Here is a 21,530-nt window from a genome sequence, read left to right on the forward strand (position 1 = left end):
CTTAAAGCCCCAGGACCTTCACAGCAGCATCAACCGAGGAGTCAATGACATCGGGGTCGACATTGCGGTCCGCCAGTGCGGTGGCGGTGTCCTTGAGTCCGTTGCCGGTCACGGTGCACACGATTGTCGCTCCTTCGGCAACCTTGCCTGCCTTCGCGGTCTTGATGAGTCCGGCAATGGAGCTGGCTGAGGCGGGTTCTACGAACACGCCAACTTCGGAGGCCAGCAGGGCCTGAGCTTCGAGGATCTCCTCGTCGGTCACGCGGTCAATGAAGCCACCCGAATTGTCACGTGCCTCTTCCGCGTACTTCCAGGAGGCGGGGTTACCGATGCGGATCGCGGTCGCGATCGTTTCCGGGTTCTCAACCGGGTGTCCAAGAACGAGCGGGGCTGAGTTCCAGGCCTGGAAGCCCCACATCTGCGGCACCGTATCCACGACCTTCTCCAGGTGCAGTGCGGACTCGTCAAAGGAAGCGAGAGTGGTGCGGCCAGCGTACTCGTTATAGCCCATCCAGTAGGCGGAAATATTGCCGGCGTTGCCCACCGGGAGCACGTGAATATCCGGTGCCTTCCCGAGGGCATCCACGATCTCGAAGGATGCGGTCTTCTGTCCCTGGAGACGGTAGGGGTTGACCGAGTTCACGAGGTCCACCGGGTACTGCTCGGTGAGCTCCCGGGTGATCCGGAGGCAGTCATCAAAGTTGCCATCCACAGCGACCAGCTGTGCGCCGTGGACGATGGCCTGGGCGAGCTTGCCAGCAGCAATCTTTCCCGCGGGCAAAATAACCGCGCACCCCAGTCCCGCGGCCACGGCGTAGGCGGCTGCGGATGCGGAGGTGTTTCCGGTCGATGCGCAGGCGATGATCTCGGTACCCGCGGCCTTGACCTTGGACACGGCGGTTGTCATGCCGCGGTCCTTGAACGAACCCGTCGGGTTCATGCCCTCAACCTTGACGTGCACGTCAGCGCCCACGAGGTCGGACAGGTGCGGTGCCGGGACGAGCGGCGTACCACCCTCAAACAGGGTGACAACAGGATCGTTGTCCTCGAAAGGTAGCCGTTCCCGGTATTCGTTAATAAGACCGCGCCACTGGTGTGCCATCAGTTACCTTCCACCCTCATGACCTGCAGAACGCCCTTCGCGTAGTCTGCCTTTTCAATTACTTCGATTGCCGACTTTACGCTCGAGGTACGTGCCGTGTGCGTTGTGACAATCAGCTTTGCGACACCATCCTCGATCTGGGTCTGGCGCACCGCCATAATCGACACCCCGTTATCGGCAAAGGCCCCGGTCAGCTGAGTGAGCACACCGGTCCGGTCGGTCACCGCCACCTCGATACGGAACGAGGACTCGCCCTCCTCGGGCTGGAGGATGGGCAGGTCAGCGTAGGCGAGCTCCCGGGGAGCCTGACCGCCATGCACCCGGTGCGAAGCGCCGGCCACCACATCTGAAAGGACCGCGGAGGCGGTTGGGGCACCGCCCGCACCGCGACCGTAGAACATGAGCCTGCCAGCACCGGTTGCTTCGATGACAATGGAGTTGAAGGAGCCGCGCACGCCGGCGAGCGGGTGGTCGAGCGGGACGAGGGTCGGTTCGACGCTCAGTTCAATACCGTTCTCGCGGCGCGATGCGATGCCGAGGAGCTTGATTGCGTAGCCATCGGCCTTGGCCGCGGCAATGTTTTCGGCCGTGATCTGCCGGATTCCCGTGGTCGGCACATCCTTGATCGACACTCGGGTGTGGAAGGCGAGGGAGGCGAGGATCGCGATCTTCGCGGCAGCATCGTGACCATCCACGTCCGCGGTCGGATCTGCTTCAGCAAATCCCAGGTCCTGTGCGAGCTTGAGGGCTTCGTCGAAGGAGAGGCCGTTGTTCTCCATCTCGTCGAGAATAAAGTTTGTGGTGCCGTTGAGGATGCCGGCAACGGTCTCGACGCGGTCGCCCGCAAGTGATTCCCGCAGGCCGTACACGACGGGCACAGCACCCGCGACCGCAGCCTCGTAGTAGACGTCAACGTCGGCCTTAGCCGCGGCTTCGTAGATCTCGGGACCGTATTCGGCAAGGAGTGCCTTGTTTCCGGTGACGACGGTGGCGCCGTTCTCGATCGCCTTGTGAACGAGTGAGCGTGCGGGCTCGATGCCACCAATCAGTTCGATGACGATGTCGGCTTTGGCTGTCAGTGCCTCGAGGTCGTCCGTCAGCAGTGAGCGATCAATGTCGGGATCGCGCGGTGCGTCAACGTTGCGCACACCGATTCCAACGAGTTCGAGCTCAGCTCCAACACGGGCCGTGAAGTCCTTGCTCTGGGCCTTCAGTGCTTTCGCGACCGCTTTACCAACGGTCCCACATCCGAGCAGGGCAATCTTGACTGACATTATTCCTCCGATAGGTGGCTGTGGACTGTGAAGATTACAGGTCCGGGAAGAGTCCGAGGACATCTTCCCAGGTTTCGGGTCGTACGAGCCAGGCCGTCCCCCTGTCGGACACGGCCAGCACACCCGGGCGGCGTACCGTGTTGTAGTTGGAAGCCATGGAGCGACCATAGGCACCGGTCGCGGCAACGAGAAGCAGGTCGCCGGCGGTCACGTCCCGTGGGAGCGCAACATCCTTGACGACGATGTCGCCCGATTCGCAGTGCATGCCCACCACACGAGTGGGAACGAGCTCAGCATCCGAGTCCCGGTTCAGGAGCGCGGTGTAGTCGGCCCCGTACAGGGCAGGGCGGGCGTTGTCGCTCATCCCGCCATCAACCGATACGTAGCGGCGCACCCCATCATCGGTCATGACATCCTTGGTCGCACCCACCCGGTAGAGGGTCATGCCGGCGGGGCCGGAGATGGAGCGGCCGGGTTCGATCGACATGCGAGGAACGGGAATACCTGCCTTCTCGCAGGCTTCTTCAAGAGCCTGGCGGATCCCCGCAATCATGTCGGCCTCGCTCACGGGGGCCGGGTCTTCACCCGTGTACTGGATGCCATAGCCGCCACCGAGGTCAACCTCGGGAACGGCAATTCCGTCCTCGTGGAGCTCACCGGCGAAAGCAATCACCGCATCGGCTGCCGCAGCGAAACCGCTCGGGTCAAGGATCTGGCTACCAATGTGGGAGTGCAGGCCCAGGAATGAAAGATGCTCGTTCTTTGCGATGGCTCGCACGACGTCGCGGGCAGCACCGGTGGCTAGGGACAGGCCAAACTTCTGGTCCTCGTGCGCGGTGGCAATGAACTCGTGCCCACCCGCGTGCACACCCGTTGTTACTCGCACAAAGCAGGGAGCAACGACATCGAGGTCGGCCGCGATCCGTGCAATCTGGTCAACCTCACCCGGCGAGTCGACAACAATGCGACCAATGTTATTGGTGAGCGCGAGGCGCAGGGTTTCATCCGACTTGGAGTTGCCGTGCAACCCAATCTTTTCCCCCCGCACTCCCCCGGCAAGCGCTGAACGCAGCTCTCCTTCGGAGGCGGTGTCGATACCGAGTCCCGCCTCCACCATCCACCGTGCAACAGCAGGCGTGAGGAAGGACTTTCCTGCGTAGTAAACATCCCCGCCCGCCATGGCTTCAGTCCAGGCACGGGCACGATCAATCATGTCGTCCTGATCAACCAGGTAGAGCGGAGTGCCCAGTTGCGCGAGCTCATCGAGATGGTGTCCGGCCAGTGTCACGGTTCCATCGGACTCGCGGCGAAGGTTGGTGGGCCAGGGACCGTTGCCCGGTTCCGGGGCGGGAACGTATGCGAGGGGCGCGAAAGCCATTTACATCTTCTCCGGAGCGCTCACACCAACAAGATCGAGTCCGTTGGCGAGAACCTGCGTCGTGGCATCGTTCAGCCACAGACGAGCAACGTGGCCCTCGTTCACCTCTTCGTCGGCACGCGGGGTGACGCGGGTCTGGCCGTACCAGGTGTGGTAGGCGGCTGCGAGCTCCTCGAGGTAGCGTGCAACGCGGTGCGGTTCACGCAGGGCAGCGCCCTGGGCAACAACTTCCGGGTATTGGGCGAGAACGCCGAGGAGGGACTTGTCGGCCGGGTGATCGAGGGCCGAAGGATTGAAGTCATCCCTATTCACGCCGTGCTCTGCGGCGTTGCGGGCAACGGAGCGTGTCCGTGCGTGGGCGTACTGAACGTAATAAACCGGGTTCTCGTTCGTGTGGGATGCAAGAACATCCAGATCGAGTTCCAGCGTGGTGTCGACCGAGGAGCGGACGAGGGAGTAGCGAGCGGCATCGACGCCCACCGCGTCGACCAGGTCCTCGAGCGTAATGATCGTGCCGGCACGCTTGGACATGCGGACGGGTTCCCCGTCCTTAACCAGGTTGACCATCTGGCCAATGAGGATCTCCAGGTTCTGGCGGTCACCCGCCGTGTCTCCAAAGGCCCTCGCCATCGCGTACATGCGCCCGATGTAGCCGTGGTGGTCTGCACCGAGCATGATGATGACGTGGTCGGCTCCACGTTCCCTCTTGTCGAGGTAGTAGGCGATGTCGCCGGCGAAGTAGGCCGCCTCACCGTCGGACTTGATGACGACACGGTCCTTGTCATCCCCGAACGAGGTCGTCTCAATCCAGGTGGCCCCGTCCTTATCGTAGACGTGTCCACGCTCGCGCAATACCGCAATAGACCTCTCAACGGCACCGGACTCGTGGAGGGAGTCCTCGTGGAAGTACACATCGAATTCGACCCCGAAGTCGGCGAGTGCCTCCTTGATTTCACCAAACATGAGCTCAACGCCGCGGGAGCGGAACACTTCCTGTGCCTCGGCCTCGGGCAGAGTCAGCGGGTCGGGTTCACCGGCTTCCTGGCAGGCGGCCATGACGCGGCTGGCAATGTCGGAAATGTAGGCGCCTCCGTAACCGTTCTCGGGGGCCTCTTCACCGCGAGCGCGAGCCAGCAACGATTCGGAGAAGCGGTCGATCTGCGCACCGTGGTCGTTGAAGTAGTATTCGCGGGTCACGGTCGCTCCGGCCGCTTCGAGCAGTCGGGCGAGCGAGTCGCCAACCGCCGCCCATCGCACGCCACCCAGGTGAATGGGGCCAGTGGGGTTGGCGGATACGAATTCGAGGTTGACGGTGCCCGGGGTGGAGTCGCTCCGCCCGTACTCGCGGCCAGCGCTCAGGATCGTGCGGGCAAGCTCGCCCGCCGCGCCCGCGGCGAGGCGAATGTTGACGAAGCCGGGCCCTGCCACGCTTGCTTCGTCAATGCCGTCCTCTTGCTCCAGTCGCTGCGCAATGGTGGTGCCGAGTTCGCGCGGGTTGGTTCCCGCCTTTTTGGCAAGCTGCATGGCAACGTTTGTTGCCCAGTCCCCGTGGTCGCGGTTGCGGGGGCGTTCAACTTTCACCGTGGGGAGGTCGGCTTCGGCAAGGTTGATCGTGCCGTCTGCGACTGCCCCGTTGAGTACGGATTCAATGAGCGCGCTGAGTTCATCTGGAGTCATGGGAACAGTCTAGCGAGGCGTCTCGTTTCGAAACACATTGGGGCCTCAAGTGTGGGCGAGGCCGCCCGCACTGAATGGTATGTCACAGGGTGCCGGTTGTTGCGGGGCATGCGTATCCTGATAAAGTCAGTAATCGCGCCCCGGTAGCTCAGGGGATAGAGCGTCTGCCTCCGGAGCAGAAGGTCGTAGGTTCGAATCCTATCCGGGGTACCGCAGGTCCGGCACGTAACCACCACGGTTTTTGCCAGCACGGTATCCACGTGCGCGTTACCAACCCACAGGGTTGTTGATAACCATCCGATTATTAGCGGAATATTTCCAGCTTTAGCTGGTTATTTCCTTTATTCGCCCAGCTTTTCCATGTTCAGATACCTTCCATTCGTGCTATCCGTGGCTGAGCGCGGCTCTAAAGCAACCGGGATCCTTTGGCTCCGTGATTTCCCCATGGGGAGGAAGTACCGCTTTGATTGGGAACTACCCATTGAATTGATGTGCCCTCCCCATTGGAAGGAAGTTCCTCCCCTTCCACGCTCCTACTCTTCAAAGGGCAGGATGCTGGCGTAGGTTTCAATTTCAGTTTGGATTGCTTGCAGGGACTCGCGGTCGAGTCCCGGATCGCCAATGACACTCACCCAGCCGGCAACGACAACATCTCCGAAGTTGTGGCCGTACTGAGCCGGTACGCGGTCGGCTCCCAGGAGATCGACGGCGACTTGGATGCCCGTCACAACCGGCATCCACCTCATCGAGGAGCTAATGTCGGCGCTACGCTGATCATCCTCGAGCCAATCGGGTTTACTGAAGAAGAGATCCGCGGAGAACCAGGTGACGGGATCGGTGGGGTGTTGGAGGAAGAGGACTCTGGGCTCCTCCCAAGGGCCGTCGAGGTTATTCGCATCGGCCATGGTTGACATCCACCGCACTTCGCGTCCCTCATCCAACACCGGGAGACTCTCGGGGCTGCCGGGGTCACGTGCTGCCTGAAGTTCCTGCCACATGTCCGAGCTGTTTGTCGGCCCCACAAAGAGTGCACCATCTGTACGGGAGCGCAGATCATCAAGGTCAATAAAGACTGACTGGCCGCCGTGGGCACCGAGGCTCAGCCCATATATAAAGAGCCTGGGGCGTTCTTCTTCTGGGATTTCCAGCCACCGTTCTTCCACCGCTTCGAAGAGTACGGTCGCACCATCCACCGGTGCATCCGGATCAAAAAGGAAGGACACCCAGCTGGGTGTGAAGGCGTATTGCATGGCGGCGATGGCAGTATCGCCACCATAAAGATATTCGAGAGAGTCCACGGTTTGAGGTTCCAACCATCCCGAGCCCGTCGTGATCCCTACCACGAGGATTTCCCGCTCGAATGCACCGGTTCTTTCAAGTTCTGACACAACGAGATCAGCTCGTTCCTCGAGAGTCTCAGCGGACTTTTTCCCGGCATAAACCCTGATCGGTTCAATTGCGGGCTCCCCCGTTAGTTCTTCGATATCAGCCTTGGTTGGTCCTTCACCAATGAACATCGAGCCGTGACGACCGAGGTCCTCCCATTCGATAACCGAGCCCGGACCCGCCGACCGGAAGTCGGAATCGGGTGGACTGAGCTCCGCGATTGGCTCACCGTTACTGCTCGTAAACCATCGTTCCATGCTGAAGAACAGGATCGAGCCCAGCATTGACATGACAAGAAGGACGATGCCCACGCATACGAGGGTCGCGTATAGGGTACGCATTCGCGTTTCGAGGCGGTGGTACATGCGCATGACCGATTTGCCAATGACGAGAAGAAGCACTGAAACGAGCAGGAAGGACACGGCGAATGGCCAGAACTGGATCGCATTCAACGGCTCGAGAGAAACAAGGCTGCGGACCTCGTTTTGCCAATCGAGAATGAGTGTTGCGAGGCCGGCCAGGGCAACCACCCAGGCGATCCCGTAAGCAATCCACCACGGCCTGGCCACGACCGGCGTATCGTCCCTGCCCCAGATCATTTTGCGAATGAGGACGAGGAGAAGAACTCCGATGAGGTAGCCGGCGGCAAAGGCAAAGCCAGCAACGACCCCTTGGAGGAGTGCGGGACGGGGCAGGAGCGAGGGTGTCATGGAGAGAATCGTGAAGACGAAACCGCCGACCGCTCCACCCGGGTCGAGATACCACCAGGACCGGTCCAGCGACGGGCTCCTCGGGGGTATTTCCCCGCGTTCGCTCTCTTCCTTAGACGCTTGCGAAGAATCGGTGCTCACGGTCATGGCTTCTTCCCCATCAGTCATCCTCCATCCTTCCGGGTAATCCGTTCAGAACGGTTGCATCTCGCACCAGGAAATCTCTCATCTCGCTGCAGGCGCACGACACTTCAGGATCATATCCGCCAACTACCGCAATATAGCCGCACAACGCCATAAATCAATGTGAACGACGGACGCCATTACCCCGGTAAAGCACCTAGGAATCCAGCCCCGTGGCAAAGCCGCTAGGAAGAAGACGTTCCGAACCGTGAATCGATGAGATTACGAGCAAGTGTTGGTCGGTCGGTCACGATCCCATCCACGCCAAGGTCAAGGAGCTCGATCATGTCCTTCACTTCGTTGACCGTCCACACGTGCACTGCCAGTCCCCGCTCGTGAGCGAGATCCACGAGGTCCTGGGTGACAATGCGTAGGCCGCGGAACTTCATGGGGATCTGAACGCAGACCGCGCCCCGCTCGGGCCCCGGCACCGCCTTCACGAGATACCGGCGCATCTTCTTGGGTGCCCATGAGGCAAGGACAAGCCTCGCGATCGCTGCCGTGCCCATGCTCGTCGAGATTCCCGGCACCAGTTTCCGCACTCGTCGCAGCCGCTTCTCCGAGAAGGAGGCAAGCAGAATCCGGTCGTGGTATTTTCCGGATTTGAGGAGTTTCACCATGGGAGCAAGCCCCGAATTGGCCTTGATATCAACATTGAAGTCAAGGTCGGGGAATTCGGTGAGCGCACGCTCGAGAGTCATGGGGGAATTGCCCGACTCATCCTTCAGCTCCCGAACTTCCGACCAGCCGTGTAGCGAGACGCGGCCGGAACCGTTCGTGGTGCGGTCCAGCAGCGGGTCGTGGAGCAGGACAAGGACACCGTCGGCGGTGGCATGAGCGTCGGTTTCGATATAGGTGAAGCCCTGGCTTCTCATTCCCTCAAATGCTGCGACCGAGTTTTCTGGATATTCATCGGCCCCACCACGGTGTGCGAGCACAATCGGCCTATCTGCACTTTCCCACGATCTCATGGACCCATTGTTCCACTTCAAATAAGGGAACTGGCCTTTCCAGATAAATATCCACTATTAGGTGATCATTTATGATCACGAGCGAAAAACGGTATACCAGCTAGGTTTGAGTGCACCAGCAGACCCAATTATGGGATGACCTGCACAAATCGTCACGTTACAAACTTTTCGAATAGAGAAGATGATCGGACTCTAGATAGCGTCAGATTTTACAGATAAAAAGTGAATAACGGCGGGGTCCAATCAAAAGCCAAGAAGAGTCAATCCAAGACCGAGCACACGGTAAATGACGGTCTTCAATCGGTGTGCTAGCTGCAGACTTCGGAAATGTCCCGCGCACCGTTTTCTGTCAGGAACGTCAGCGGATCAATCGTGGTGCCGTCTTCATCGGTGTGGATTTCCAGGTGGAGGTGGGCTCCGGTCGAGCGACCGTTATTACCCACGTCGGCGATGTGCTCTCCCGCGGTGACGATGTCGCCTTCCTTGACGTGGAGTCCATCGTCGTACATGTGCACGTACCAGGACCAGAACACCTGACCATCCATCTCGTGCTTGATGATGATGAGATTGGAGGAACGTCCGTCCTTACCCACACCAACATATTCCACGGTGCCAGCGGCAACAGCATAGATCGGAGTGCCCTGCGCTGCCGCAAAGTCGGTACCGAGGTGCTGCTGGTAGCCGCCACCGAAAGGACTCCAACGCGCGCCGTATCCGGAAGTGAGGCGGTAGTTGCCCTTGGCGACCGGCATGACCAGCCCCGCGTCATATTCGGGGGACATGGCGGCGAGCATTCCGTTTGCACCCTCAACAGGTTCGCACGTGGGCTCCTGCGCAGCAGCAGCCTCCTGGGTGGCGAGGAAACGGTCAAGCTCGACCGCATCGTCACTACCTGCAAGCGACCTCGGAACCGAGGCATCGGTCGTTGCCGTGAACGTGGAAAGAGACGAGGTGACGGGAGGAGCCTGGTTGACGGCGGCGGCCGGCTGACCGGTTCCCGACAGCACCGTGGAGGCACCGAATCCTGCAAAGAGTGACGTGGCGGAGGCGTACATGGCCTGCATGCGCAACTTGCGACGGGCGCGCTGCTTCGCGGCCTGTCGAGCCAGGCGCAGGTCACGACGGGAAACTGCGATCGGTAGTGCCGGCAGTTTCTCGGTCACCTGCTGATCGGGCATGGCCACGGCCTGCTCGATTGGCTTCGACGCACTTCTCGGCGCGCTGTGCTTTCCCACGAACTCACTCTCACATTGATAACAGGAGGTAACGAATAGATAACGCTGCCTTTTGATCATAGCGATTTCATGGGAGGTCAGCATCCCCCAAAAATGTCAGACTCATCAAGTTTGCGGGGCGACTTTAGTCCCGCTGCATCGAGTCCCTCACCTCGCCGACCAGCTCTTCCAGGATGTCCTCGAGGAATAGCACCCCGATTGACCTATCCTCCTCATCCCTCACCTCGACAAGGTGAATTCCGTCACGTTTCATGATGGCAAGGGCGGATTCCACTTCGTTCTCGGCGGGGATCGTGGACATGGTGCGGATCTTGAAGGAGGGCAGGGGCCGATTCCTGTTGGGGCCCGCCGCCCCAATGACGTCCTTGAGGTGCAGGTAGCCGGCGAAGCGTCCACTTGTTTCTGCGACAACGAAACGTGAATAGCCGGTCTGCGCGACGAGTTCCTCGATGTCGGCGGGCGTCACGTCAGTACTCACGGTCGTGACCTCGTCGCGAGGCACCATGACTTCCGCGACCGTCAGGTCCGAGAATTCAATGGCTCCGGACAGGAGCCCAATCTCATCATCGAGCACTCCTGCTCGCTGGGAGGTTTCGACGATTGAGGCAACCTCGTCAGCCGTGAACGCCGAGGCGACCTCGTCCTTCGGTTCGTATCCGAACAGCTTGACGATGTGGTTGGCGAGCCAGTTGAGGGCAACGACGATGGGCTTGAAAATGCGGGTGATGAGAACGAGCGGTGGGGCGAGGATGAGGGCGGAAGTTTCGGGAACCGTGACCGCCAGGTTCTTCGGCACCATCTCACCGATGACAACGTGGAGGTAGACCACGACAACGAGGGCGATGATGAAGGCAACGGTGTGCGATGCCGCGCTTGGGATACCCATCGCCGTGAAGGGACCCATGAGAGCGGACGCGATCGCAGGCTCAGCCACGGCACCGAGGGAGGTGGAGCAGAGGGTGACACCAAGCTGGCATGCGGCGAGCATGAGCGTAACGTTCTCGAGTGCCCACAAGACGATCTTCGCTCGCTTTGACCCTTCGTCAGCAAGCGGTTCGATCCGCGAGCGCCGCGCCGACATGATCGCAAACTCCGCACCAACAAAGAATGCGTTGAGGGCCAGGAGAATGAGTCCAATAATGAGTGCGGTTGTCGTGCTCATTCCTGCTCCTCCCCTGCCTTGGCACGGGCTCTGATCGAGGAGACTCTCCTGCCGTCAAGAGCTTCAACGGTGAGGACCACGTCCTCACCGATCACCTGGTCTCCGACCTCGGGTAGCCTGCCCAGTTCGGTCATAATGTATCCGGCCAACGTTTCGTAGGGCCCCTCATCCGGAACATTCAGTCCCGATTCGCGAGCGAGCTCATCCGGCCTCATGTCTCCCGGGATCACCCAGCCATTGGCGGAGAAGCGGGCCCGTAGCCTCCTCGGATCGTGCTCGTCAGCAACCTCACCAACGACTTCTTCAACGCAGTCTTCGAGAGTGACGATTCCGGAGGTGCCCCCGTACTCGTCGAGCACGAGCGCCATCTGCCCCGTGTCGCGCAGTTGAACGATGAGGGGTGCGAGCGCCACCGTTTCGGGCACGCGTTCGATCGGTTTGAGAAGAGACGAGGATGTCACCGGCACGTCTCCCCTGCGTTCATAGGGAATGGAGACGGCACTGCGGAGATTAACGAAGCCCCGCACATCATCCAGGTCATCTCCAACTACGGGGAAACGGGAGTATCCCGTGGTGCGAGCAAGCGCAACAACGTCGGCGGCCGTTGCGGTCTGTTCAATCCACTTGACCCTGCCCCTGTCGGTCATCACATCGACCGCAGTCAGGCGACCAATGCCGATGGAGCGGGTGAGGAGCCGAGCGGTCGAGATATCGAGCGTGCCCATCTTCGCGCTCCTGCGCACGAGAGCAACGAGTTCCGTGGCGGAGCGAGCACCCGAGAGCTCCTCGGCGGGTTCGATACCGAACTTTCGAATAATCCAGTTCGCTGAGGAGTTGAGTCCGACAATGAGGGGGCGCAACAGCCTCGTGAAGACACCCTGAATCGGGGCCACAACACCCGCGGTACTCAGGGGGTCCGACAGTGCGAAGTTCTTCGGCACCAGCTCGCCAAAGAGCATTGAAAACAGGTTGATGACGATGAGGGAGATGACGACGGCGATGCCGGTGGCGGCCGCTTCCGCGGCCCCTGCCGATGCGATCGGTCCGGTCAGGAGGTTGGCGAGCGCCTGCTGGGAGGTGTAGCCGAGCAGGATCGTCGTGATCGTGATGCCCACCTGGGCGGAGGAAAGCTCGAGGGAAAGTCTTTTCAGTGCTTTCTGAGCGGATATCGCCCGCTGGTCACCGTCGGCCGCCTTGCGTTCGATCGTGCCCGGATCCAGGGCAACGAGGGAGAACTCGGCTGCCACAAAAACTGCCGTGCCGGCCGTGAGGACAACGCCGAAAATCAGGAGGAGGTAGTCCATAGTGATTTGATGCTACCTTCTTCTTGACTGACCACTGCGTTAATGCGCCAAGACACCGCTAACCTCACGTCGTGCTCATCCCTGGAACGGTCTCAAAACGGTTTCGGAAGGAGGGCAGAAAAAGGGCGATACGAGGACCTGATAAGACGCAATCGTGACCGTTACTTGACGCATGTCCCAATTTTGATTTCAAAGACGAATTTTTGAGACGGAAATACGTGCCCGATGAGATCTCTGTCATGAGTGTCACCTAAACTGGGCATGTTCCGCATTTCATACACCTCGAAAGTAGGGCGACCAAAAGTGTCCGACAACAATGTACGACCGGACGAGGATTTCGGTGCGAATCAATGGTTCATCGACGAACTGTACTCCGAATATCTCCAGGATCGTGGAGCCGTGCAGCCGCAGTGGCGCGAGCTGTTCCGGCGCTGGGAAAGAGAAGGCCGCCAAGCGACCGTGGAAGCTCCCCAGAAATCTGCCGCACCTGCCAGCGATTCCGCTCGCAAGGCACAGCAGAAGCCTGATAGCAGACAGTCAGCGAGTGACCAGATTCAGGTGAGGTCAGACCTGCCTCCCGCCCCCACCGTGGTCGCGGTTCCCGCCACCACCCCCTATGCCGAACAGTACGATCTCGCACCAGCCCACGAAGAGGACAGTGCCGACCAGACCACGAAGCTGCGTGGCGCGGCTGGACGCACCGTAACCAACATGGAGTCCTCACTGACGATCCCGGTGGCCACCTCCGTGCGTGCCGTTCCCGCCAAGGTCCTCTTTGAGAACCGTGCGGTCATCAACTCTCATCTCAAGCGCAGCCGCGGCGGCAAGGTTTCCTTCACCCACCTCATCGGCTACGCCATGGTCGAGGCCCTCGTTGAGGTCCCGGACATGAACAGGTCCTATTCGCAGACGGACGATGGCAAGCCTGCCGTTTACGAGCCCGCGCACGTAAACTTTGGTCTCGCCATTGACCTGCCCAAGCCGGACGGCACCCGCAACCTCGTCGTGCCCTCGGTCAAGGCCGCAGAAAGCATGGACTTTGTGCAGTTCTGGAGCGCCTACGAGGAGCTCGTCAACAAGGCGCGCCAAAACAAGCTCTCCGTTGATGACTTCCAGGGCACAACCGCAACCCTTACCAACCCGGGTGGTATCGGCACAGTGCACTCCATCCCGAGGCTCATGAACGGCCAGGGCACAATCGTGGGCGTTGGCGCCATGAACTTCCCTGCCGAGTTCGCCGGTTCCTCGGACAAGGTTCTCGCACGCCTCGGCATATCCCGCGTTGTCACCCTGACCTCCACCTACGATCACCGGATCATCCAGGGCGCCGCCTCGGGTGAATTCTTGCGGGCCATGGAAGAGAAGCTGACCGGCCGTGACGGTTTCTACGATCGTGTCTTCACCGCCCTCCACGTCCCCTACGAGCCGGTGCGTTGGCAGAAGGACATCGAGTACGACGCGAAGCGTGAATTGGGCAAGCCCGCCCGCATCGCTGAACTCATCCACGCCTACCGGTCCCGCGGGCACCTGATCGCGGACACGGATCCGCTCGCGTTCCGCAACCGCCGCCACCCCGACCTTGACATCAACCGCTACGGGCTCACCCTGTGGGATCTGGACCGCTCCTTTCCCACGGGTGGTTTCGCCGGCACCTCGCACCTGCTGCTGCGCGAGATCATCGAACAGTTGCGCGAATCGTACTGCCGCAACATCGGCATCGAATACATGCACATTCAGGACCCGGCCCAACGCGAATGGTTCCAGGCCCGCCTCGAACGCCCCCACATTGAGCTCACCGCCGAGGATCGCCTCCAGATTCTGCGCAAGCTCAACGAGGCCGAAGCATTCGAAACCTTCCTCCAAACCAAGTACGTGGGTCAGAAGCGCTTCTCCCTCGAGGGCGGCGAATCCCTCATCCCGCTTCTCGATGCGATCCTCGACTCGGCAGCTGATTCTGGGCTGGAAGAGGTTGCGATCGCCATGGCCCACCGCGGCCGCCTCAACGTGCTGACCAACATTGCCGGCAAGTCCTACCGTCAGGTCTTCACCGAGTTTGACGGCACGCAGGATCCGCGCTCCGTTCAGGGCACGGGCGACGTCAAGTATCACCTCGGAACAGAAGGGACGTACACGGCACGTTCGGGTTCGACCACCGAGGTCTACCTCGCCGCTAACCCCTCCCACCTCGAAGCTGCCGACGGCGTCCTGGAAGGCGTTGTGCGCGCCAAGCAGGACCGCATCGACCTCGGGGAGGAAGGCTTCTCTGTCCTGCCCGTCCTCATCCACGGCGACGCTGCGTTCTCCGGCCAGGGTGTGGTGACCGAAACGTTGAACTTGAGCCAGTTGCGCGGCTACCGCACGGGCGGCACGGTCCACATCATCGTCAACAACCAGATTGGGTTCACCACCTCCCCCGCCTCGGGCCGGTCCTCCTACTACCCGACCGATATCGCGAAGGGTCTTCAGCTCCCGATCTTCCACGTCAACGGTGACGATCCCGAGTCCGTGACCGAGGTTGCTCGCCTCGCATTCGAGTACCGGGAGACCTTCCACAAGGACGTCATCATCGACATGGTCTGCTACCGCAAACGCGGACACAACGAGGGTGACGACCCGTCGATGACCCAGCCCGTCATGTACGGCCTCATCGAATCGAAGCAGACCCCACGTCAGCTCTACACCGAATCCCTGCTCGGCCGCGGTGCCCTGACCGATGCTCAGGTTGAGGAGCTCGAAACGGACTTCCACAACATCCTGTCCGCAGCCTTCGACGAGGTACGCGAATCGGAGAAGGAAACCGGTTACGGCTTCCCCCACGTCGCCACCCCGGACACCGTTGCCGGCCTGGAACTGCCCGCAGCCCAGCAGGAAGATGCTGGCACGATCGTGGGCTGGACCTCGTCCACCACACCCGACGTCATCGCCCGCATCGGCGAAGCACACGTCCGCGCCCCCGAGGGCTTTACTCTGCACCCGAAGATCGCTCAGCTCTTCGAACGCAGGAACAAGATGGCGGTCGAGGGGAACATCGACTGGGGCTTTGCCGAACTTATTGCGTTCGGCTCCCTCCTCATCGAACAGACTCCGGTCCGCATGTCCGGCCAGGACTCGCGCCGCGGCACCTTCGTCCAGCGCCACGCCACCGCTCACGACCTGGATACGGGTGCCGAGTGGGTGCCGCTGCGCCACCTGACGGAAGACCAGGCCAAGCTCTGGCTGTACGACTCGTCCCTGTCCGAATACGCCGTCCTCGGCTTCGAATACGGTTACTCGGTGGAGCGTCCCGATGCTCTCGTCCTGTGGGAAGCACAGTTCGGTGACTTCGCGAACGGTGCGCAGATCATCATCGACGAGTTCATTAGCTCCGCTGAACAGAAGTGGAACCAGAATTCCTCCCTCGTCATGCTCCTCCCCCACGGCTACGAAGGGCAGGGACCCGACCACTCGTCGGCCCGCATCGAGCGCTTCCTGCAGCTGTGCGCGGAAGAGAACATGATTGTCATCCAACCGTCAACGCCGGCCAACTACTTCCATGCGCTCCGCACCCAGGCGTACGCACGCCCCCGCAAGCCCCTCATCGTTGCCACCCCGAAGCAGCTTCTGCGTCGCAAGGCAGCACAGTCCGCAATCGAGGACTTCACCTCGGGTGGCTTCAAGCAGGTCATTGGCGAAACAAACCTCAACCTGGATCCCGCAGGTGTCGACCGCGTGCTCCTCTGCTCCGGTCGCGTCTACTACGACCTGGTGGATGCTCGCGAGAAGCGTGGCGACACGAAGACCGCAATCATTCGTCTAGAACAGCTCTACCCGGAGCCGACCGAGCAGGTGAAGGAAGCCCTTGCTGCCTACGGCAATGCTGAGCTCATCTGGGTTCAGGACGAGCCCGCGAACCAGGGCGCATGGCCGTTCCTGGCACTTAACGTGTTCCCCGAGATCGGGCAGGTGCGTCGCGTCTCCCGTTCGGCCGCAGCCTCCCCCGCAACCGGTCTCTCCACGCGCCACGTTGCAGAAGCGAAGGACCTCATGGATAGGGCCTTCGAACGCTAAACAACACCCGTCCCATCAGCACGCTGGTTCGACAACAATCGTGTTGACACACCGCCGGCGGCCCACGGGCCGTCGGCGGTTCCTTATGAGAGACTTGGAAAGGTGAGTACTGAGGAATTACGGATCATGGTCGTAGGCGACGAGCTTGTCGCCGGTCGCGGGGATGCTCGCGCGATGGGATGGACGGGGCGCGTGCTCGCACGCACAGATTCCCCCATTCCCCTCACCGCCATGGTCCTTCCCGTTCCCGGTGAAAACTCCAAGCAACTGTCGGAGCGGTGGGAGTCCGAAGTGATGGCCCGCTACTCCCCCGAGGCCGATAACCGGCTCGTTATTGGGACGGGGTCACACGATCTTGACCACGGCATCTCCCTCATCAGAGCCCGCCTCAACCTCGCCAACGTCCTTGACCAGGCGACCCGGCAGCACATGAAGTCATTCATTGTTGGCCCCCCGCCCCGGGCGGATGTGCCTGCCAAGGCATTGAGCGAACTATCAAATGCTTACCGTGATGTGGCGGAGCGTCGCGGTGTCCCCTACGTCGACACCTACCACCCACTCGCCTCACACGACCAGTGGCAGACTGACATGGCTCAGCCTGGCGCCTACACACCCCAGCAGGCAGGCTACGGTCTCCTCGCGTGGCTGGTGCTCCACAACGGATGGCACCACTGGCTGGGAATCAACGCTTAGCTAGCCCCGCACGATGAGCTTACGATGCTCCGTGCGGTCCAGTCATAGACATTTAACGGTGAGGTCCGCCCCTGAATTACGAGGGCGGACCTCACCGTTTTAGATCGTGGTGTTGTGCTCTCGGTTTCGTCGTGACCATTTCTTCATGATCCCGATTGATGTCTTATTTTCAGGACTCAATCTCGAAAAACCCGCGCTACTTACGAGGAAAGCATTTCCTCAGGAGGTTAGTTTGACAGCGATGACTGGTGTCCCGTCTCGGTTGCGAGGAAGACGAGGAAGATTCGGGACAGGGTGCGCCACACGTGGGACTTGGCCTGTTCGATGTTCTCGTTCAGGAGCTTGACCAGAGACATCTCCAGTCCGCCTTCGAGATGGAGGAACTCTTCCTTACGGATCTCGCGACCACCCTCAACATCACCCGCGGCCCAGGCTGCCGACTCCTTGCGGCACAGATCCCGCATCGTCACCAGGCTGTCGTAGTGCGGCTTGTCGCCCAGCAGAGTGTCATGGTCGGCGAGGAACGCGTCGCGATCATCTTCGAACGTGCGCCTGCGTGCGCCACGCGAATAGACATCGAGGCTCATGAGGGGTCCGTGGGCGAGTGATTCTTGCCCGATCTCCTGGAAGTGTTCCCTCATGAATTCACCAAATTCGCCCTCGCGGACGGACTTGATGAACGCTTCATCGCCGTCCCACAGTTCCATCATGAGCCCCCAGCAGAGGCCGCGTTGCTGGGCAATACGAGAAATTCGGCCAGCGAAATCAGGAACACTTGTCGACAATGTCTCTCCTTGAGAAGACCAAAGGGGTGGAAAACTGAGGGCCGGATAAGAGCATGGCCGCACCCAAAAGAGGGGACGGCCATGCCACATCCGATGCTATGCGTTGGGACGCTTACCGTGATTGGCTGCGTTCTTCCTACGCGACTTGCGCTTGCGACCACGACGGGACATGGTTCCTCCTCAGTTAAACAACACCTGACATGATACCATGCCGGGCCCAATGGGTTTATTTGCGAAAGCCTAATGACGCGTGAGATCGGTGACGACCTTGGCACGCAACGAGTCGGGTGCGGACTCGGCGCACGACCGGCGAATCACTTCCCTCATGTGCTTCTCTGCCTCGGCAGCTTCGGTGCAGGTGGGGCAGTTTTCTGCATGTGCGCGGAGACGACCCTCCTGCTCCTCGGTCATTTCCCGATCAAGCAGTTCAAATAGGTGGTCTCTTACTTCTTCGCAGGTGCATTCTTCTTGCACGCTGGTGCCGAGCTCACGCGCGACATCGTTGATGTTCTTCATACCTTCGCCTCCGTGGCATATCCTCGTTCGGCAGCGTACTGGGCAAGGAGTTCCCGAAGCTGGGACCTGCCCCTGTGGAGTCGTGACATCACCGTACCGAGGGGGATCTCGAGGATCGACGCGATTTCCTTGTACGCGAATCCTTCAACATCAGCCAGGTATACGGCGAGGCGACGATCTTCGGGGAGGGCCGCGAGCGCTTCCTTGATTTCTTCATCGGGGAGCGCACTCATTGCTTCGGCTTCTGCGGATCGCATTCCGCGTGCCTCGTGTGTTGAGGCTTCCAGCATCTGCCAGTCTTCCAGCTCACCGGCGTCGTATTTTTGCGGTTCTCGCTGCTTCTTACGGTAGGACGAGATAAAGGTGTTGTTGAGGATCCGGTACATCCAGGCGCGAAGGTTTGTTCCTTCCTTAAATTGGTGGAAGGAACTGTATGCTTTCGCGTACGTTTCCTGCACCAGGTCCTCGGCATCGGCCGGGTTCCTGGTGAGGCGCATGGCAGCACCGTAGAGCTGATCGAGGAACGGCATCGCGTCCTGTTCGAAACGGACGCGACGTTCCTCATCGGTTTCGTCTTCCGGTGCCCGGTGAATTTCCTCTGTCATCTTTCCCATACTACCGTTGTTGGTCTCATGGCTGGGAACGAGCGACCCAAGCCTTTAATTCCCGAGCTCATTACCGTCACGCCAGGCGCGAACAGTCTTTCCACTGATGAGTACCCCTGTTAGTGGTTTCCCGTGGGCGGGAGAAGCCGGTGGGTCGATGCCGAGGGCGCGGGCTGGAGCGAGCATCGTGGCTCGCGCAAGCACATCGGCAGCGACACCGTATTCGAGCAGGCGGATGACTTGGTCGGCCAGTGTTGATGCTCCCCCTGCAATGGTGGAGGTGCCGGTGAGGGTAGCGACACCATCGGTCATCGTCACGTCCAGTCCGCCCAACACATAGTCCCCATTGGGCATTCCCGCACACGCAAGTGCATCCGTGACGAGGGCGAGACCCGGCTCGGTTGGATGATCAAGGTAGGTGAGGCAGTCGGCTACGAGTTCGGTCGCCACGTGCACCCCGTCCCCAATAATTTCAACCACAGCCCTGTTGTTCTTGGCGGCGTGGAGGAATTCGCGCACGGGCCCAGGATTCCTGTGATCCAACCCCGGCATCGCATTAAACAGGTGGGTTGTGGTTTGTCCGGGGCTCCGACCAACAACGTTGTTTGCATGCTCGATCGCAACTCTGGTCTGTTCCGAGTTTGCGTTCGTGTGTCCCCACGACACGATTACACCGTATGCGTGGAGTAGCTCGACTGCCCGATCTGAATTGTCTAGCTCCGGCGCGATCGTCACGGTCTTGATCCATCCCCGTCCCGCTTCCAACCACTGCCGAAGATCGTCGAGGTCGATGGGGCGGATAACGTCGGGGTTCTGGGCACCGGCCTTCTTGCGACTGACGTAGGGGCCCTCAAGGTGAATGCCAATCAAGGTACCCCGGTCGCAGGCATCTGCCAGTACTCGAATGCTCGGCAGAGGATCCTCGGTAGATACGAGGGAGGCAATGAGGTGGGTGGTTCCAGCTCGTGCGTGGGTGGCAGCGCCCCGATCAATGTCTTCCCCGTCGAGGCTGTCGGGGAAGGACACTCCCCTGCCGCCGTGGCAATGCAGGTCGATGAAGCCGGGAAAGAAGTAGGCCTGGGTCCCCGGATCATCCCGTGCGGGAGACATCTCGATAACAATTCCGTCGTCGATGGTGAGGGTGGAGCCGAGAACATTTCCCGCGGCATCCATGACCGTGGCCGACAGTGTCTCCATGACTATCCGTTATCTCCCGCCACAGCACCGTGGCCGGTTCGAGGTAAGAACTGGATTGGTACGGGTCTTGGCCGGCACCTCGCGGCACCGATCAAAACCCACTCGTGATTAGAGGCTGATTTGGCGGTAGTAGGTGAGAAGCTCGAGCTGGCTGACAGCATCCTTGTCGGCGAAGATCGTGACGCTAGGATGATGCTGGAGGACCGTGGCTGGCCACCGCTGGCTGACCCCGCCCTCCATGAGCTGCTTCAATGCCCGTGCCTTTGTCTCACCGAATGCGACAACGATGATGTCTTTGGCGGACATGATTGTGCCAAGTCCCTGGGTAATGCAGTGGCTGGGAACCAGGTCGGGGTTCCCGTCAAAGAAACGAGCATTGTCTTGCCGCGTTGTCTTCGTCAACACGTCAACGTGGGTGCGGGACGAAAGTGAACTGGCCGGTTCGTTGAATCCGATGTGGCCGTTTTGGCCCAGTCCGAGAATCTGGATATCAACGCCGTCACCGATCTCCCGATCGTATTCGGCTGCCGCGAGGTGCGGATTCTCTGCGAGCCCATCGGGGGTGTGCAGGTCTTCCTCGAACAGACCGGTCCTGTCATCGCCCACCAGTTCGCGGCGCAGCACGTTACGGTAGCGCTCCTCGTGGTCGGCGGGAATACCCACGTATTCATCGAGTGCCCATGCCGTACTGCCTCGCAGGGAGAAGGTTCCCTCGGCCCGTGCTTCACGCAGGTATTTGTAGAGCGGGAGGGGGCTGGAGCCTGTCGCAACACCCAGCTTCATGCCCGGGGTGGCCTTGTCGACGATGTGTTGGGCAGCGATCTTCGATGCCTCGTCCGCGCTCTCGCGAATTACTATCTTCATGCCGTAAGTCTGCCTTTCAGCGCATCAACAAACCAAGACACACTCGATCAAAGGAAAGTAGATCCCGTGTCATATGCACCGAACCACGCTCAGTCATCGAATGTCACACGCGCCTGTTATGGCTCGTGCCCGTGCCCCTCGTAACTGGTGGGACTGTCAGATTCTCCCACCAAGACACTAAGAAGCTCAACATTTCTCCCGCCCGGTCGCCGAGATGCTCAGGTTTAGGATGCCCTATCTTCTCACGATCCTCCCGCTAATGGATGGAACCATGGGCTACAAAACAAAATCACCTTGATCGGCACTCAAACTTCCCGATCGAATAAGAGGCCGCCTAGCATCACCGCAACTGCCTGCAGCACACCAACAGGATCTGACCACCTTATTTAGGTCAATGACCTCGATTTCCTTAGAGCAGAATTAGGCTTTCCGGTTTATTTT

At 60.3% G+C, this 21,530-nt stretch carries 17 protein-coding genes and 1 tRNA gene; 3 read left to right on the forward strand and 15 right to left on the reverse strand.

From position 1 onward, the window contains the following. Window position 1 precedes the first annotated feature (1 nt). The 4 genes from thrC to argS are packed head-to-tail and all read right to left on the reverse strand — an operon-like array spanning window position 2 to window position 5,431. Window positions 2–1,102 (reverse strand): threonine synthase, encoded by a 1,101-nt coding sequence (gene thrC / locus BN1241_RS04375; RefSeq protein ID WP_054952493.1) that lies wholly within the window; start codon window positions 1,100–1,102, stop codon window positions 2–4. Continuing rightward, entirely contained in the window at window positions 1,102–2,376 is a 1,275-nt protein-coding gene (locus tag BN1241_RS04380) for a homoserine dehydrogenase (RefSeq protein ID WP_054952494.1), read from the reverse strand. The genes thrC and BN1241_RS04380 overlap by 1 nt, the downstream gene beginning before the upstream one ends. Window positions 2,377–2,410: 34 nt before the next feature. Then, entirely contained in the window at window positions 2,411–3,754 is a 1,344-nt protein-coding gene (gene lysA / locus BN1241_RS04385; RefSeq protein WP_054952495.1) for a diaminopimelate decarboxylase, read from the reverse strand. Continuing rightward, complete coding sequence (gene argS, locus BN1241_RS04390) at window positions 3,755–5,431, reverse strand: arginine--tRNA ligase (RefSeq protein ID WP_054952496.1); 1,677 nt, start codon at window positions 5,429–5,431, stop codon at window positions 3,755–3,757. Window positions 5,432–5,568: 137 nt separating this feature from the next. Between argS and BN1241_RS04395 the strand changes: the two genes are divergently transcribed. Continuing rightward, window positions 5,569–5,641: transfer RNA gene (locus tag BN1241_RS04395), tRNA-Arg, on the forward strand. A 323-nt stretch (window positions 5,642–5,964) separates the two neighbouring features. On the opposite strand, the gene BN1241_RS04400 is transcribed toward BN1241_RS04395, so the two are convergent. The 5 genes from BN1241_RS04400 to BN1241_RS04420 form a co-directional block, all read right to left on the reverse strand. After that, window positions 5,965–7,695: an alpha/beta hydrolase gene (locus tag BN1241_RS04400; protein ID WP_054952497.1), complete on the reverse strand. Its 1,731-nt coding sequence runs from the start codon at window positions 7,693–7,695 to the stop codon at window positions 5,965–5,967. 200 nt (window positions 7,696–7,895) lie between these two features. Further along, window positions 7,896–8,681, reverse strand: coding sequence for a glycerophosphodiester phosphodiesterase family protein (locus BN1241_RS04405; RefSeq protein WP_054952498.1), 786 nt, complete (start codon window positions 8,679–8,681; stop codon window positions 7,896–7,898). 308 nt (window positions 8,682–8,989) lie between these two features. Then, the gene (locus BN1241_RS04410) at window positions 8,990–9,916 is read right to left on the reverse strand and encodes a M23 family metallopeptidase (protein ID WP_187117596.1); all 927 of its coding nucleotides are present in this window, start codon (window positions 9,914–9,916) and stop codon (window positions 8,990–8,992) included. Window positions 9,917–10,040: 124 nt separating this feature from the next. Next, entirely contained in the window at window positions 10,041–11,078 is a 1,038-nt protein-coding gene (locus BN1241_RS04415) for a hemolysin family protein (RefSeq protein WP_054952500.1), read from the reverse strand. Continuing rightward, a complete protein-coding gene (locus tag BN1241_RS04420; protein ID WP_054952501.1) occupies window positions 11,075–12,382 on the reverse strand; it encodes a hemolysin family protein in 1,308 nt (435 codons plus the stop codon). The genes BN1241_RS04415 and BN1241_RS04420 overlap by 4 nt, the downstream gene beginning before the upstream one ends. Before the next feature lie 261 nt (window positions 12,383–12,643). Between BN1241_RS04420 and BN1241_RS04425 the strand changes: the two genes are divergently transcribed. After that, entirely contained in the window at window positions 12,644–16,429 is a 3,786-nt protein-coding gene (locus BN1241_RS04425; RefSeq protein WP_082418213.1) for a multifunctional oxoglutarate decarboxylase/oxoglutarate dehydrogenase thiamine pyrophosphate-binding subunit/dihydrolipoyllysine-residue succinyltransferase subunit, read from the forward strand. 126 nt (window positions 16,430–16,555) lie between these two features. Beyond that, window positions 16,556–17,122 (forward strand): GDSL-type esterase/lipase family protein, encoded by a 567-nt coding sequence (locus tag BN1241_RS04430; protein ID WP_054952502.1) that lies wholly within the window; start codon window positions 16,556–16,558, stop codon window positions 17,120–17,122. Between the two features lie 227 nt (window positions 17,123–17,349). On the opposite strand, the gene BN1241_RS04435 is transcribed toward BN1241_RS04430, so the two are convergent. From BN1241_RS04435 to BN1241_RS04455, 6 genes are all read right to left on the reverse strand, one after another. Further along, on the reverse strand, window positions 17,350–17,907 hold the full coding sequence (locus BN1241_RS04435; protein ID WP_054952503.1) for a hypothetical protein: 558 nt from the start codon (window positions 17,905–17,907) through the stop codon (window positions 17,350–17,352). A gap of 96 nt (window positions 17,908–18,003) precedes the next feature. Beyond that, on the reverse strand, window positions 18,004–18,078 hold the full coding sequence (locus tag BN1241_RS13575; RefSeq protein ID WP_390618018.1) for a 50S ribosomal protein bL37: 75 nt from the start codon (window positions 18,076–18,078) through the stop codon (window positions 18,004–18,006). Between the two features lie 69 nt (window positions 18,079–18,147). Then, window positions 18,148–18,423: a mycothiol system anti-sigma-R factor gene (rsrA, locus tag BN1241_RS04440; protein WP_054952504.1), complete on the reverse strand. Its 276-nt coding sequence runs from the start codon at window positions 18,421–18,423 to the stop codon at window positions 18,148–18,150. Then, the gene (locus BN1241_RS04445; protein ID WP_054953797.1) at window positions 18,420–19,028 is read right to left on the reverse strand and encodes a sigma-70 family RNA polymerase sigma factor; all 609 of its coding nucleotides are present in this window, start codon (window positions 19,026–19,028) and stop codon (window positions 18,420–18,422) included. The genes rsrA and BN1241_RS04445 overlap by 4 nt, the downstream gene beginning before the upstream one ends. Before the next feature lie 54 nt (window positions 19,029–19,082). Then, on the reverse strand, window positions 19,083–20,225 hold the full coding sequence (locus BN1241_RS04450) for an N-acetylglucosamine-6-phosphate deacetylase (RefSeq protein WP_054952505.1): 1,143 nt from the start codon (window positions 20,223–20,225) through the stop codon (window positions 19,083–19,085). A 108-nt stretch (window positions 20,226–20,333) separates the two neighbouring features. Next, window positions 20,334–21,089 carry a glucosamine-6-phosphate deaminase gene (locus BN1241_RS04455; RefSeq protein ID WP_054952506.1) on the reverse strand — a complete coding sequence of 252 codons (756 nt, stop codon included), beginning with the start codon at window positions 21,087–21,089 and terminating at the stop codon, window positions 20,334–20,336. Between the last annotated feature and the right edge of the window lie 441 nt (window positions 21,090–21,530).

It is taken from the genome of Flaviflexus massiliensis, from assembly GCF_001375495.1.
GTDB lineage: Bacteria > Actinomycetota > Actinomycetes > Actinomycetales > Actinomycetaceae > Flaviflexus > Flaviflexus massiliensis.